The 14,159-nt window shown below is 66.5% G+C and carries 13 protein-coding genes and 1 pseudogene; 6 read left to right on the top strand and 8 right to left on the bottom strand.

All coding sequences use genetic code 11. The features are described 5' to 3' along the window. Nucleotides 1-19 precede the first annotated feature (19 nt). Nucleotides 20-472, bottom strand: coding sequence for a MerR family transcriptional regulator (locus LKE06_RS14990; RefSeq protein WP_227999506.1), 453 nt, complete (start codon nucleotides 470-472; stop codon nucleotides 20-22). Nucleotides 473-496: 24 nt separating this feature from the next. Between LKE06_RS14990 and LKE06_RS32560 the strand changes: the two genes are divergently transcribed. Together LKE06_RS32560 and LKE06_RS32555 are read left to right on the top strand one after the other, a co-directional pair. Beyond that, nucleotides 497-790, top strand: a complete 294-nt coding sequence (locus tag LKE06_RS32560; RefSeq protein ID WP_255649203.1) for an SDR family NAD(P)-dependent oxidoreductase — start codon at nucleotides 497-499, stop codon at nucleotides 788-790. Between the two features lie 11 nt (nucleotides 791-801). Continuing rightward, a complete protein-coding gene (locus LKE06_RS32555; protein ID WP_255649202.1) occupies nucleotides 802-1,206 on the top strand; it encodes an SDR family NAD(P)-dependent oxidoreductase in 405 nt (134 codons plus the stop codon). A gap of 210 nt (nucleotides 1,207-1,416) precedes the next feature. Here LKE06_RS32555 and hutH read toward each other — a convergent pair whose 3' ends face one another. Together hutH and LKE06_RS14975 are read right to left on the bottom strand one after the other, a co-directional pair. Continuing rightward, complete coding sequence (gene hutH, locus LKE06_RS14980; protein ID WP_372477384.1) at nucleotides 1,417-2,997, bottom strand: histidine ammonia-lyase; 1,581 nt, start codon at nucleotides 2,995-2,997, stop codon at nucleotides 1,417-1,419. 47 nt (nucleotides 2,998-3,044) lie between these two features. After that, on the bottom strand, nucleotides 3,045-4,463 hold the full coding sequence (locus LKE06_RS14975) for an amino acid permease (RefSeq protein WP_227999502.1): 1,419 nt from the start codon (nucleotides 4,461-4,463) through the stop codon (nucleotides 3,045-3,047). A 277-nt stretch (nucleotides 4,464-4,740) separates the two neighbouring features. On the opposite strand from LKE06_RS14975, the gene LKE06_RS14970 reads away from it, so the two are divergent. The 3 genes from LKE06_RS14970 to hutG are packed head-to-tail and all read left to right on the top strand — an operon-like array spanning nucleotide 4,741 to nucleotide 8,329. Next, nucleotides 4,741-6,177, top strand: coding sequence for a purine-cytosine permease family protein (locus tag LKE06_RS14970; protein ID WP_227999500.1), 1,437 nt, complete (start codon nucleotides 4,741-4,743; stop codon nucleotides 6,175-6,177). A 12-nt stretch (nucleotides 6,178-6,189) separates the two neighbouring features. Further along, nucleotides 6,190-7,365: an imidazolonepropionase gene (gene hutI, locus LKE06_RS14965; protein ID WP_227999498.1), complete on the top strand. Its 1,176-nt coding sequence runs from the start codon at nucleotides 6,190-6,192 to the stop codon at nucleotides 7,363-7,365. 10 nt (nucleotides 7,366-7,375) lie between these two features. Further along, nucleotides 7,376-8,329 (top strand): formimidoylglutamase, encoded by a 954-nt coding sequence (hutG, locus tag LKE06_RS14960; RefSeq protein ID WP_228000626.1) that lies wholly within the window; start codon nucleotides 7,376-7,378, stop codon nucleotides 8,327-8,329. A 169-nt stretch (nucleotides 8,330-8,498) separates the two neighbouring features. Here the strand turns inward: hutG and LKE06_RS14955 are convergent, their stop codons facing one another. Beyond that, the gene (locus LKE06_RS14955; protein ID WP_228000625.1) at nucleotides 8,499-9,194 is read right to left on the bottom strand and encodes a MerR family transcriptional regulator; all 696 of its coding nucleotides are present in this window, start codon (nucleotides 9,192-9,194) and stop codon (nucleotides 8,499-8,501) included. A 113-nt stretch (nucleotides 9,195-9,307) separates the two neighbouring features. On the opposite strand from LKE06_RS14955, the gene LKE06_RS14950 reads away from it, so the two are divergent. Then, nucleotides 9,308-10,516: an erythromycin esterase family protein gene (locus LKE06_RS14950; protein ID WP_227999496.1), complete on the top strand. Its 1,209-nt coding sequence runs from the start codon at nucleotides 9,308-9,310 to the stop codon at nucleotides 10,514-10,516. A gap of 130 nt (nucleotides 10,517-10,646) precedes the next feature. On the opposite strand, the gene LKE06_RS33180 is transcribed toward LKE06_RS14950, so the two are convergent. The 4 genes and pseudogenes from LKE06_RS33180 to LKE06_RS14930 all read right to left on the bottom strand — a co-directional run bounded on the left by LKE06_RS33180 (nucleotide 10,647) and on the right by LKE06_RS14930 (nucleotide 13,803). After that, nucleotides 10,647-10,970: a GNAT family N-acetyltransferase gene (locus LKE06_RS33180; RefSeq protein ID WP_228000624.1), complete on the bottom strand. Its 324-nt coding sequence runs from the start codon at nucleotides 10,968-10,970 to the stop codon at nucleotides 10,647-10,649. Between the two features lie 64 nt (nucleotides 10,971-11,034). Then, nucleotides 11,035-11,469 (bottom strand): annotated as a pseudogene (locus LKE06_RS33175) (IS110 family transposase); the annotation flags it as partial. 550 nt (nucleotides 11,470-12,019) lie between these two features. After that, the gene (locus LKE06_RS14935; RefSeq protein ID WP_308188389.1) at nucleotides 12,020-13,117 is read right to left on the bottom strand and encodes a sensor histidine kinase; all 1,098 of its coding nucleotides are present in this window, start codon (nucleotides 13,115-13,117) and stop codon (nucleotides 12,020-12,022) included. 20 nt (nucleotides 13,118-13,137) lie between these two features. Beyond that, nucleotides 13,138-13,803, bottom strand: a complete 666-nt coding sequence (locus LKE06_RS14930; protein ID WP_227999493.1) for a response regulator transcription factor — start codon at nucleotides 13,801-13,803, stop codon at nucleotides 13,138-13,140. Between the last annotated feature and the right edge of the window lie 356 nt (nucleotides 13,804-14,159).

Genomic DNA, 14,159 nt, shown 5'->3' with positions numbered 1-14,159 from the left:
GCTGCCTACTCGGCGCAGTTCAGTGGTTGGGCGCCCAGAGTTGGTCGGCTTCGCCTGGGGCGAGCCGACCGCGGTATACGTCGATCTTGTGGTCGATGAGTTCGAGGTTGTTCTGCAGTTCAGCGATCTTGGCGCGCACGCTGGCGCGGTGCGCCTCGAATAGGTCGAGTCGTTGCTGCTCGTTACCGCGCCCGGCGGATACGAGTTGGGCATAATGCCGGATTTTCCTGATGGGCATACCGGTGGCCCGCAACTTGGTACAGACGGCAATCCAGTCGAGGTCGAGTTGCCGGTAGCGCCGCCGTCCGCTGTGAGTGCGATCGACGGGTCTGACGACGAGGCCCGCACGTTCGTAGTACCGCAGGGTATGCGCGCTGACCCCGGTCCGGCGCGCGGCCTCGGCGATGCTCATTTCGTCCAAAGGTTCCGAGTGGGCAGGTCCGGACAGCGGCTGGAGCTTGACTTCGAGCACGCTCTAAATTCTAGCGTTGGTGGTATGGCAGCAATTCTGGTTACTGGAGCAAACAAAGGTCTCGGGTTCGAGACAGCCCGCCGGCTCGTCATCGCGGGCCACATCGTCTATATCGGAAGCCGGGACATCGAACGGGGCCGCCGGGCCTCCGATCAGCTCGGCGCGCGCGTCGTCCAGCTCGACGTCACCGACGACGCGTCCGTGCGGGCCGCGGTCGATACCGTCGAAGCCGACGGCGGGCTGGACGTCCTGATCAACAATGCCGGGGTGGCGGCGGAGTGGGGGGCACGAATGCCGCGATCGGCGCCGCTGAGGTGACGGCCGACTTGATGCGGCGCACATTTGAGACGAACGTCTTCGGCATGGTGCGCGTCACCCATGCTTTTCTTCCACTGTTGCAGGGTTCCGCCGCCCCGGTCGTGGTCAATGTCAGTAGCGGCCTGTCCTCGCTGACTCGGGTCGCCACTCCCGGCACCTCGGCTTACGCCTATCCAGGTGTCGCCTACCCGGCGTCGAAAATTGCCGTCAACATGATCACTGTGCAGTACGCGACGGCGTTCCCGAACATGCGAATCAACGCGGTGGAGCCTGGTTTCACCAAGACCGATCTGAATGGCAACACCGGCATCCAAACTGTCGAGCAGGGCGCCGAGATCATTGTGCGCATGGCCCAGGTGGACCCTGATGGACCCACCGGAGGCTTATTCGACGCCGAAGGCACCATTCCCTGGTAGGCCGGAGCAAAGCCCTCGCGCCCGCTCCGAGAATTTTCACTTCTGAGCCCCGTGCGCACGGACGGACAGGCCACACGCGGCGATCCACGCCCCTCCATGGATCTGTCACCGAACTATTCGGCCGAAACCATCTGCGCACGAGGCGATCCCGGGCCGTGCACGACTGTGCCTCCGGCCGATCCGACCGAGGGTGCGGTCATGGCTGCCGTGTCAGCCCAGCCGACCGGCCACCGACTCTGCGCCGTCGAGCAGCGCACCGGACGCCGCCAACTCGACGACCTTGTCGATCTCGGGGGCGAGATGACGGTCGGGTCCGGGTCCTTCGACGTGTTCCCGGAGGACGTCGCGGACGGCTGCCGTCGCGGGTGCGGGGGTGAGCGGGGCGCGCAGGTCCAGGGCCCGTGCCGCGGTGAGTGCTTCGATTGCGAGTACCCGGGTCAGGCCGTCGATGGATCGGCGGAGCTTGCGGGCCGCCGACCAGCCCATCGACACATGGTCTTCCTGCATCGCGGAGGACGGAATCGAGTCGACACTGGCGGGCGCGGCCAGGCGCTTGAGCTCGGAGACGATGGCGGCCTGGGTGTACTGGGCGATCATGTGGCCGCTGTCGACGCCGGGATCGTCGGCCAGGAAGGGCGGGAGGCCATGGTTGCGGGCCTTGTCCAGGAAGCGGTCGGTGCGGCGCTCGCTGATGCTGGCGACGTCGGCGACGACGATGGCCAGGAAGTCCAGCACGTAGGCGACCGGCGCACCGTGGAAGTTTCCATTGGATTCCACGCGACCGTCCAGGGTGACCACCGGATTATCGACCGCGCTCGCCAGCTCGAAACCCGCGACACGCTCGGCGTGCGCCAGGGTATCCCTCGCACCGCCCGCGACCTGCGGTGCGCACCGCAACGAGTACGCGTCCTGCACGACGGTGCAGTCGGGTGTCGCGTGGCTGGCCACGATGGCCGAACCGGCCAGCAGCCTGGTCATGTTGGCTGCGGCGATCGCCTGGCCCGGCTGCGGACGCAGCGCCTGGAGATCAGCAGCGAACACCTTGTCGGTGCCGAGCAGACCCTCCACGCTCATCGCGGCCGTCACATCCGCCAGTTTGAGCAACTTGCGCAGATCATGGCAGGCGAGCACCAGCATGCCCAACATGCCGTCGGTGCCGTTGATCAGCGCGAGGCCTTCCTTCTCCTCGAGCTCGACCGGCTCGATTCCGGCCGCGGCCAACGCCTGCGCGGCGGGCATGAGCTCGCCATCGGCGTCGCGCACCATGCCCTCTCCGATCACGGCGAGCGCCACATGCGCCAGCGGAGCCAGGTCGCCGGAGCAGCCGAGACTGCCGTATTCGTGCACCACCGGCGTGATCCCGGCGGACAGCAACGCGGCATACGCCTGCGCCACCACCGGTCGGACGCCGGTGCGGCCGGTGGCCAGCGTCGAGAGCCGCAGCAGCATCAGCGCGCGCACCACCTCACGCTCCACCTCCTGACCCGAACCGGCGGCATGTGACCGAATCAGGCTGCGCTGCAACTGTTTACGCAACTCCAACGGTATGTGGCGGACGGCGAGCGCGCCGAAGCCGGTCGAAACGCCGTAGACGGGCTTCGGGTCCGCTGCCAACTCCTCGATCCGCTCACGGCTCTCCCCGATCGCGGTGAGCGCCTCCTCGGACAGACGCACCGGAGCCCCGTCCCTGGCAACCCCCACCACGTCATCGGGCGTCACCGGACCGGTTCCGACGACGACGGCTTCGGCGGTGGCCGAGACGTGTCCCGCCCCATTCCGCACGGCGTCGATATTCACAGCTTCTTCTCCATTCCGAATAATGTGCAGGACAACGAATTTCAAGCGATATCGGCGACCGGTTCATCGACCGGTCGATCGACCGCCATTGCATCGGGCGCCGTCCGTTCGGGGCGAACCCACCGGCGATACGCGAGGAACAGCAGCGCCAGCCACCCTGCGCCGACGATCAGCGCCACCCTGCTGTCGGCGTCGAAGGCGATCACACCGATCACGAACACCAGGAACCCGATCGTGATCAGCTGGCCGTAGGGCCAGAACGGCACCGGGAACTTCAGCGCGGCTACTTCGGCGACGTTCATCCGCTTGCGTGAACGGTACTGCGACAGCAGGATCATCAGCCAGACGAAGATGGTCGCGAAGGTGGCGATCGATGCGATGACCAGGAACACCTTGTCCGGGATCAGATAGTTGAGTAGCACCCCGACCAGCAGTGCGACCGTCATGATGACCACCGTCATCCAGGGCACGCCGTTGCGGGAGACCTGCCGCATCGCCTCGGGCGCCTGGCCACGCTGCGCCATGCCGTACATCATCCGGCCCGCGCCGAAGATGTCGCTGTTGATGGCCGACAGTGCCGCGGTGATCACCACGACATTGAGCACAGTGGCCGCGGGACCGATACCGAGGCCCTGGAAGATCTGCACAAAGGGACTCCCTTCGGAACCGATGCCCTGCCACGGATTGATCGCCATGATCACGGCGAGCGTGAGTACGTAGAACAGGATGATCCGGACCGGGACGGTGTTGATCGCGCGCGGGATGGCGCGTTCGGGCTGCTCGGCCTCCCCCGCCGTGATCCCGATGATCTCGGTCCCGCCGAAGGCGAACATCACAATCGCGAAGCAGGCGACGAATCCGCCGAACCCGGCGGGAAAGAACCCGCCGTCGGACCACAGGTTGGCCACACCGGTCGCGGTGTCGTGGACGCCGAAACCGAATATCAGGATGGCGATGCCACCGATGATCATCGCCACGATCGCGGCAACCTTGACCAGGCTGAACCAGAACTCGACCTCACCGAACACCTTGACGTGCAGGAGGTTGATCGCGCCGATGAAGAAGATGATCGCCAGCACCCAGATCCACCTGGGCACGTCGGGATACCAGAACCCCATATACACGCCGAACGCGGTGACATCGGCGAGACAGACGATCACCATCTCGAAGGTGTAGGTCCACCCGGTCACGAACCCGGCCAGCGGGCCGAGGTGCTTGCTGGCGTATTCGCCGAACGAACCGGAGACCGGGTCGCTCACCGCCATCTCCCCCAGCGCGCGCAGCACGATGTAGATGGCGGCGCCGCCGATCAGGTAGGCCAGCAGCACCGACGGCCCCGCACGATGGATCGCCTCTGCCGAGCCGTAGAACAGCCCGGTCCCGATGGCCGATCCCAGTGCGATGAATCGGATGTGGCGGGCGGTGAGACCTCTTGTCAGCACGGCGGCAGTCTTGTTCAAACCATTCTCCCGGGATCAAAAATGGGGGCGAGGATGCGGGCGGTGCACGAAGGCTCGGCCTGTGGGGCCTGTCACATCGGGTGTTACATGTATAAACCTGTATATACAGCGCTGTCAACGCTCGACTATCGGCCAAGAACTCTAGCTTGACAGCTTGTATATACAGGTTTATACATATGCCTGGACGTGACACAGCGCACAGCATCGCCTGCCCACAGGCCATCGGCGAGTGCAGGAAACGCGCCCGCCGGTGTCACCGCAGAAAGACAGGCCAACAATGACCAGCAACGGCAAACCCGAGGACCTCCTCACCCCCGAACGCCGGACCATCGATGTCGTTCCCGATAACGAGCGACACGGCACACCCCGCAGCCAGTTCACGCTGTGGTTCGGGGCGAACATGCAGATCACCGCCATCGTCGACGGCGCACTCGCGGTCGTCTTCGGCGCCGACGCGGTATGGGCGATCCTCGGTCTACTGATCGGCAATGTCTTCGGCGGAGCGGTGATGGCCCTGCACTCCGCGCAGGGGCCGCGCATGGGTCTGCCGCAGATGATCTCCAGCCGCGCCCAGTTCGGCGTCAAGGGCGCGGTGGTCCCGCTGTTGCTGGTGATCCTGATGTATCTCGGCTTCGCGGCGACCGGAACGGTGCTTGCCGGTCAGGCGGTGAACAACATCCTCCACATCGACAACCCGAGCGTCGGCATCCTCGTCTTCGGCGGTCTCACGGCTTTTGTCGCAGTCACCGGCTACCGATTGATCCACGTCGTCGGCCGGATCGCGACGGTCATCGGCATCGTGGGTTTCACCTATCTGGCGATCCGGCTGTTCAGCGAGTACCCGGTCGCCGACTTCGTCGGCGTCACCGGTTTCGATCTGGTGACCTTCCTGCTCGCGATCTCCTTCGGCGCGGGCTGGCAGCTGACCTTCGGCCCCTACGTCGCCGACTACTCCCGCTACCTCCCGCGCACCACCAGCGAGCGCACCACCTTCTGGTCGACATTCCTAGGCAGCGTCATCGGCTCGCAGTGGTCAATGACCTTCGGCGCGCTGGTCGCCGCGGTCGCGGGCGACGCCTTCCTCAGTGATCAGGTCGGTTTCCTCGGCAAGCTCGCGGGCCCTGCCATCGTCGCGTTCCTGATCTACCTGGTGATCGTCGTCGGCAAATTGACTGTCAACGTGCTCAACGCCTACGGCGGATTCATGTCGATCCTCACTACCGTCACCGCCTTCAACGGCCGCTCCCGGATCTCCACGACCGCCCGGACCCTGTACATCCTCGCTTTCGTGGGTGTCTCGATGCTGATCGCGATCGCCGCCAGCGCGGACTTCCTGAACAACTTCAAGAACTTCGTGCTGATGTTGCTGATGGTGTTCACGCCGTGGAGTGCCATCAATCTGATCGACTACTACTTGATCTCCAAAGAGCGCGTCGACCTGCCCGCGCTCTACGACCCGAACGGCCGCTACGGAGCGTGGAATGTGCCTGCATTGGCTTGCTACGGAGTCGGGGTACTCGCCCAGATCCCGTTCCTGGCGCAGAAGCTCTACACCGGCCCGATCACCGACCTGCTCGGCGGCGCGGACATCTCGTGGATCGTCGGCATCGTGCTCACCGGTGCGATCTACTACCCGATCGCCAGGCGAACCAACAACGCGCCCACACAGATGATCTACCCCACCCACACCGACATGGTCGACGCCAGGAGCTAGGAGAAGTCCCCCGTGCCCACCACCGCACTGACCGACATCGGCACCCTCGTCACCAACGACCCCACCCTGGGCGAGGGCCCGCTCGGAATCCGCCGCGATGCCGCGATCGTCTTCGACGACGGTGTCGTAGCGTGGGTCGGCGACACCGCTGACGCGCCCGCCGCGGATCTCGCCCACGACCTCGCGGGCCGGGCAGTGCTGCCCGGCTTCGTCGAGACGCACTCGCACCTGGTGTTCGCCGGCGATCGAGCCGAAGAGTTCGCGGCCCGCATGTCCGGGCAGCCGTACGGCGCGGGCGGCATCAGGACCACCATCGACGCGACCCGGGCCGCGACCGACGAGCAGCTGGCCGCGAATGTCCGGCGACTGCTCGACGAGTCGTTGCGGGCGGGTAGTACCACCGTCGAATGCAAAAGCGGCTACGGCCAATCCGTCGAGCACGAACTACGCAGCGTCCAGATCGCGGGCCGGTTCACCGACGAGGTGACGCTGCTGGCCGCGCACGTCCCGCCGCCGGAATACGCGGGCCGCGCCGACGACTACGTGGCGATGGTCTGCGCCGAGATGATCCCGAAATGCGCTCCGCACGCGACCTGGATCGATGTGTTCTGCGAGCAGGGTGCCTTCGATCGCGACCAGGCTCATGCCGTACTCACCACAGGCATCGCCCACGGGCTTGTCCCCCGCGTACACGGCAACCAGCTGCGACAGGGGCCCGGCGTGCAGTTGGCCGTGGAACTCGGCGCGGCCTCGGTTGATCACGTCTCGCACGTGAACGAGGCCGATATCGACGCACTGGCGCAGAGCGACACTGTGGCCACCCTGCTCCCGGGAGCCGACTTCTGCACCCGCAACAGCTATCCGGACGCGCGCGCACTGCTCGACGCGGGCGTGACGATCGCACTCGGTGCGGACTGCAACCCCGGCACCAGTTACACCACCAGCCTGCCGTTCTGCATCGCCCTCGCGGTCCGCGATCTGCACATGACCCCCGACGAAGCGGTGTGGGCCGCGACCGCAGGCGGCGCCCGAGCCCTGCGCCGCACCGACGTGGGCACTCTGCGCCCCGGTTCCCGAGCCGACGCGCTGGCACTCGACGCGCCCTCGCATCTGCATCTGGCCTACCGTCCGGGCGTTCCGCTGATCAGCCGGGTGTGGCGCAATGGCGCACTCGCCCACTCGAACTGAGGCCGACACGATGTACTCGCTGCCCAGCTGGACCGGCCGCACCGACGGCGCCGCCCCCGAGCATCTGCGCTGGCATCAGGTCGTCGAGCAGTACGAACCGGGCGGTGCGCCGGCCTCGTGCGTGTTCGTCGGTTTCGCCAGCGACGAAGGAGTCCGCCGCAACAGCGGCAGGCCGGGCGCTGCGGCGGGGCCCGACGCGCTGCGGCGCGCGCTGTCGCCGATGGCGCTGGCCACGCCGATTCGCGCGTTCGACGCCGGGACCGTCGCAGTGACCGACGAACGGCTGGAGGACGGCCAGCGGCGACTCGGCATCACGGTTACCGCAGTGCTGGACGCAGGCGGTTTTCCTGTCGTGCTCGGCGGTGGGCACGAAGTCGCGTACGGCACCTACCTAGGACTCGCCGAATCAGCCTGGCGCACACCGGGAACCACGATCGGCATCCTCAACCTCGACGCGCACTTCGACCTGCGCCTGGACCCCGTTCCCAGCTCGGGCACCCCGTTCCGCCAGATCCTCGAGGCCGACGGCGACGTGCGGTACGCGGTTCTCGGCATCAGCCAGCCGAGCAACACCGCGCTGCTCTTCGACACCGCCGCGCGGTTCGGCGGGCGCTATCTCCTCGACGACGACTGCGATCCGACGAGCGCACACCGATTCGTCGACGACTTTCTCGCCGACGTGGACCGGGTGTACCTCACCATCGATCTCGATGTCCTGCCCGCCGCCGTTGCCCCCGGCGTCAGCGCGCCCGCCGCGTACGGAGTGCCGCTCGCGACGATCCAATCCGTCTGCGACCGCGTGACCGCGAGCGGCAAGCTGGCGGTCGTCGACGTCGCGGAACTCAACCCCGGCCTCGACATCGACAATCGCACCGCGCGAACGGCCGCGCGACTGATCCACCGCATCGTCACCGGCCACGTCCCGCCCGCGCCGCGCACGCCCGCGATCGACAGCCCAATGTAGTCGACGAGATGTGCTCATGCGTCGCGTGCGGCTTCGGAATTCCAGCTACTGGACTGGCGACACCACCACGTCCACGGAGCCGCCGCAAGTGACGGCGTGGCCGCAAATGCACTGCGCGGGTGGTCCCAGGTTTCGGACCCTGTCCGTACTACCTCCTCGGCCACCCCTGCTATGTCTGATCGAGCATGGCGAAGTAGGTATCGAGCTGGGCCGAGCCGGCGAGAAGGTTGCGGCTGCGCGTGGTCAGCCGGTCCTGCCAGGATTCGAGGAGGGCGGTCAACGCGTCCGTCCCGCCCGTCTTGCGCAGCGAATCGATGAACTGGGCCACCTGGGACAGCGGGTAGCCGCCCTGGCGCAGTTGCCGTGCGATCTCGGCGTCGCGCACGCAGTCCGGTCCATATTCGCGATAGCCCGTTGCCCGGTCGCGTTCGGGGTGCAGGATGCCCTGGGCCTCCCAGGCGCGCAGCGTGGCCGGGTGCACGCCGAGTCGGCGCGCGAGTTCGCCCACGGTCAGCGGTCGACCATGGACAGCGGTCGGTGTCGTGGTGGACAGGGCGCCCAGGGCCGTTGCGACCTCGGTGCGGTTGTCGCGTTCGGCCAGCAGCGCGACGTGCGCGGCGTCGATGAGCCGGTAGGCGGACTCGGTGTCGCCACAGTTGGTCGCGCGCATGATTCCCATTGCCTGTTGGTGCCCGTGGCCACCGCGCAACGCGAGAAAGGCGCGTAGAGCCTGCGCGTGCAGGGGCGTGTAGCGCCGGTAGCCAGTCTGGCTGCGCTCGGTCGGCGGGAGGATGCCCGCGTCGTCGTAATTGCGGATCGCCTGTGCGGACAACCCGTGTTCCCGGGCGAGGTCGATGGGCCGCAACATACACCTCCGATTGAGACTTAAATCTATCAAGCCCAGGTAGACATCGTGAAAGTCTCACCCGAACCTTCAACGATACTGTCGAGAGCAGTGCAACTCCGGAAGGGGTGTTTATGTCTACCGACGCATCACTGCGTGAGATCGGCCGCCAACTCGACGACCCGGCAAGCCTGGGCCGCGCTATCGACGAACTGCTCGCCGCGCGGACCGAGCCGCCGACCCTGCTCGCCCTCGGCGAGCCGACCCACGGGATCGCGGCGTTCCCGCTGCTACGCAACGAACTCCTCAGTCACCTTGTCGAACGGGGGTACCGGTCGATCGTGCTGGAGACCGATTTCTTTGCCGCGTCCGTTGTCGACAACTACGTGAGCGGGGATACGGCGGATGTCGACAAGGTGCTCGCGACCGGGTTCAGCCACGGGTTCGGCGCCGTGCCGGGCAACCGCGAACTCGTCGAATGGCTCCGCTCGCACAACGCCGGCCGCGCGCCACAGGACCGAGTTCGCTTCCACGGCTTCGACGCACCGGTGGAGTACTCCGGTGCGTCGAGCCCGCGACGCGCACTGTTCTCAGCCAACGACTACCTACCCGTCGCGCTGCGGCCCGAATCAGTCCGCGACCTCAACGCGCTGCTCGGCGAGGACGCTGACTGGACGAACCAGGCGGCCATGTTCGACCCGGCAGCGTCCGTCGGCGACTCCGACCGCGCTCGTGCCCTGCGCATTGTCGCGGACGACCTCGCGAGCGCGCTGCGCCGCGCGGCACCTGGCCTGCGCCCCGCAGACCCGACCGGCTACGCCCACGCGGTCACGTACGCGCGCACAGCCCAGAGCCTGCTGCGCTATCACGCGGCCATGGCCGGCCCCGCGCCCGATCGCATCGCGGCCATGGCCAGCCTGCGCGCCGAGATGATGGCCGAGAACCTGCTTGCGATCGTTGCCCAGGAGCAGCGACGCGGGCCGATCCTGGTGTTCGCCCACAACGCCCACTTGCAGTCCCACATGCCGGTCGTCGAGGACGAGGTGAGCTGGGGGAACGCTGGCGCGCTCGTCGGGCTCACCCTCGGCGAGCGCTATCTGTTCCTGGCAACCGACGCCAACCCTGACAGCGATCCGGGCACCCTCCAAGGCATGTTGGCCGAGGCGACCATCCGCCGCGCCCTGTTCCCGACACCGGCCCTGCGTGCCGCGCTTCCCCCGTCGCTCGGCACAGGCGAACCGATCGTGCCCGGCCACCTCCCGCTGAACCCGGCAGAGTTGAACGGCGCCGACGCGGTCGTCTTCATCGCCGACACCGACGGAAAACGGCACCAGTACTGGTAGCCGCACCTCGATCTGGCGCGCCTACGAGGTGGCTGTATTTCCAGGGCGGCGGGGCGAGGTTCGGATCAGTGGGTCCCTTACTCGTATCACGTGGCTGCGTGTCGGCTGCGAATCCCCGCGCAGCCCGGTTTCATTGGCTCGAGAGCAATTCGTAGACGGCCCGGCTGCGTCCGGGTCCTTTGTAATCGGTAATCATTGAGACACCGTCGATCTGGTGGTCGCCGGGTACGTTGACGAATCCGAGGGTGGTCCACGTGGCGTGTGCTGCGTGGTTTTCCGGCTCGGAGGTCAGGTATATCTGCTTGCAGTCCCACTTTTCGGCTTGGGTGCGGATGCTGTTCAGGAGCGCTCGGGCGATGCCGCGCCGCTCGGCGGAGCGCGGTGGCGATGCGGGCCGTGCTGATCGCCGCGGCCTTGGCAGGTGTGGGCGCGATCGCCAGCACCGCGCGGGCATCCGCGCTGGCCAGGTTGGTGGCGGTGCCACCAGCGAACGCGGCGAGAAATACCGGATAGTACTCGCGCAGCAGAGACCGCAGCTCGTTGGATGCCTTGGTGCGCCGCCAGGTGGCGTCCTGGTGCGCACGAGCCAACACCGCGATCGCGCGGGCCAGCTCGCTGTCGGCTGGCAGTGCCCGGTGCATATGGGCGTCCGTGCGCAGGATGTTGGCCAGGGTCATCGCGTCGACATGGTCGCTCTTCTTCCGCGCTACCGAATGCCGCTCCCGGTATCGGGCCACGGCCATTGGGTTGATCGAGTAGACCCGGCGGCCGGTGGAGCGCAGGGCCGAGACCAGCAGCCCGCGCGGGCTCTCGATCGCCACCGGGATCGGGTCGTCGACGGTGTCGCCTGCCTCCGCCAACAGCATGACCAACTCCCCGAACCCTTCCGCACTGTCCGCGATGCGCCGCTTGGCGATCAGCGTCCCATCGGCGTCGACCACCGCGACGTCATGGTGCTTCTCGGCTCAATCGATTCCGCAATACACCTTCAAAGTCGTTGTCCTCCAGATGATTCTGTGTCAGCGATGGCCCTGAGGCCCTTGCGGGAACGCGCGGCGCCCTAATAGCGAGGCTCGATGGCCTTCCCTCCGATTGAGCCGTTCACGATCCCAGCGACCCGCACGGACTCCGGTCTCACATCAGAGCTCGAGGGCTCCAGGTCATCGAGAAGTCAGCCGCGCGGGCGGGCTCGAACCACGATTCGGAACTGTGCCACAACCGTCTCCAGCGTTCCGGGCCAAGCGCACGATGTGCAGTGTGGCAGCACCACCGGGGCGAACGGCCCGAGCTGACGAACTCCGCCCATCTACAATTGAGGCGTCGAAATTGTCCGGTGGACAGCGCCACGGGTCTCATAGGCATCAGCACGCCAGGCTCGGGCCGTTCGACAGCTATTAGGTTCTCACGGAGCGCTTCGTAATCTCACGACCGATTTCGTGTCGGCTTCGTTTATGAAGCCTTGGTGAGACTGTCTCGCTGAAGCCGACACTCAGTCCGTGACCGTCAGCCGCCGGTGTGTGGTGGTGCGGCGGGTAGTTGCACGGTGCTCCGGAGCCCGCCGGAGGGGCGGGGAGTGAGGGTGAGGGTTCCGTTGTGGGCTCGGGTGATGCTGTGGACGATTGCCAGGCCCAGCCCGGCACCTGCGTGGTCGGTGTGCAGGCGTTCGGTTCCGCGGCGAAACGGTTCGACCAGGGTGGACACCACCTGTGGCGGGAGCATCTCGCCGGTGTTCTCGACAGTGAGCACGACCGTGCCGGGGTGCGCGCTGGTCGTGACCCATACGGCGCCATGATCGGGCAGGTTGTGCACGATCGCGTTGTGCACGAGGTTCGTGGTCAACTGCAGCAGGAGTGCAGGTGAGCCGATGGCCGGGGTTATGTCGCCGGAGGTTTCGATGGCGATACCGCGTTTTTCCGCGAGGGGGAGAAGTGTTTCAGCGGCTTCTTCCGCCATGAGGGACAGGTCGACGTGTGCTCGGGTGAAGGATCGCTGGTCGGCGCGGCTGAGTAGGAGTAATGCCTCGGTGAGGTCGATCGCTCGGGTGTTGACGGTGCGAAGTCGTTCGACGAGTTCACCGGTGCGGCTGTCCGGATCGTTGCGGGCCACGTCGAGAAGTGCCTGCGTGATCGCCAGCGGGGTGCGCAGTTCGTGGGAGGCGTTGGCTGCGAATCTGTTCTGTTCGGCTACATGTGCTTCCAGCTGGGCGAGCATAGTGTCGAAGCTGTCGGCGAGTTCGCGGAACTCGTCGCTGCGGCCCGGCAGCCGGATCCGCTGGGAAAGCGATCCGCTCGCGGCCGTCCGGGTGGCCTCGGTGATTCGAGTCAGTGGGGCGAGCACGCGGCCGGCGAGAATCCATCCGCCTCCGAGGCCGAACACCAGCAGGAACCCCAGCACGAGGATTGCTGCCGGGACGAAGACGGCGGGGCCGAAGCTGTGTGGGTCGAAGGCGCGTCGGAAGTCGGACAGGTCGGGAACGAATAGGGCGTTCGACCTTCCTCGCAGGAGGAACACCCACACGGCGGCCAGCAGCAGGGCGCCCGCGAGCATGAGAAACCCGACGTAGCTGAGGGTCAGTTTGAGGCGAACGCTCAAACCCGACACCCTGTCCACGGTCGATTCCCTCACGTTCCGGCGTCAATGCGGTAGCCGACGCCGGGCACGGTGGCGATGAGCCATGGTTGGCCGAGCCGTTTGCGCAGGGCTGAGACGGTGATGCGCACGGCGTTGGTGAAGGGGTCGGCATTGTTGTCCCACGCCCGTTCCAGTAGCTCTTCGGCGCTGATGACGCCACCTTCGGCAGCGACGAGAACTTCGAGCACGGCGAACTGCTTGCGGGTGAGCGCCACATAGCGACCGTCGCGGTAGACCTCGCGGCGAAACGGATCCACCCGCAGGCCCACGACCTCCCGCACCGGTGGCCGGTTGTAGACGCGCCTGCGGTCGAGCGCCCGGAGCCTGAGCGCGAGTTCACGGAGTGCGAACGGCTTGGTGAGATAGTCGTCGGCGCCGAGCTCGAAGCCGGAGGCCTTGTCATCGAGCCGGTCGGCAGCGGTAAGCATCAGGATCGGCATGCCGGTACCGGACGCGACGATGCTCTCGGCGATCTCGTCGCCCGAGGGCCCGGGGATGTCGCGGTCGAGGACCGCAATGTCGTATGTGTTGATGCTCAGCAATTCCATGGCCGTGTCGCCGTCACCGGCAATATCGGCCGCGATCGCTTCCAGTCGCAGCCCATCGCGAATGGCCTCTGCCAGGTAGGGCTCGTCCTCTACGACCAGAACACGCATGCTCTGGATACTACGAGGCGGCACATATCGCCGGCATATCCAAAAAACGCATACGGGCGGTCTATCGCCACAGTCGTCGACGGCATAGTCGAGGGTGACCGCGCGGCAACAGTGACCGCTCCCGCCGTGGTCGACGGCCGAAAGACAGGGCCGGGTGGACTCTCTGTCGCCTTCGCCGGTGAGCATGTCGACGGCCATGGCTATGCAGGCCAGGGCGGGTGACAGGTCCCCGGTGAGGCGTTCTGTGTACGGCACCACCGCTGACAACCTGCTACTGGTTGTCGCGCACAGGCCGGGCTCCGAACGCCACCGTTCGGGTGGCATATCGTCCGCATATCGAAAATCACATACGTCAT

It is taken from the genome of Nocardia australiensis, from assembly GCF_020733705.1.
GTDB lineage: Bacteria > Actinomycetota > Actinomycetes > Mycobacteriales > Mycobacteriaceae > Nocardia > Nocardia australiensis.
The sequence above is the reverse complement of the archived record's forward strand: the minus strand, read 5'-3'. Positions and strand labels throughout refer to the sequence as shown.

What these genes read in the sequence shown, in the direction of transcription:
- LKE06_RS32560 (WP_255649203.1), top strand. Translation starts at nt 497, where the DNA reads ATGGCAGCAATTCTGGTTACTGGAGCAAACAAAGGTCTCGGGTTCGAG.
- LKE06_RS32555 (WP_255649202.1), top strand. Translation starts at nt 802, where the DNA reads ATGCGGCGCACATTTGAGACGAACGTCTTCGGCATGGTGCGCGTCACC.
- LKE06_RS14970 (WP_227999500.1), top strand. Translation starts at nt 4,741, where the DNA reads ATGACCAGCAACGGCAAACCCGAGGACCTCCTCACCCCCGAACGCCGG.
- hutG (WP_228000626.1), top strand. Translation starts at nt 7,376, where the DNA reads ATGTACTCGCTGCCCAGCTGGACCGGCCGCACCGACGGCGCCGCCCCC.
- LKE06_RS14950 (WP_227999496.1), top strand. Translation starts at nt 9,308, where the DNA reads ATGTCTACCGACGCATCACTGCGTGAGATCGGCCGCCAACTCGACGAC.
- LKE06_RS33180 (WP_228000624.1), bottom strand. Translation starts at nt 10,970, where the DNA reads ATGCCCGCGCGGTGCTGGCGATCGCGCCCACACCTGCCAAGGCCGCGG.
- LKE06_RS14930 (WP_227999493.1), bottom strand. Translation starts at nt 13,803, where the DNA reads ATGCGTGTTCTGGTCGTAGAGGACGAGCCCTACCTGGCAGAGGCCATT.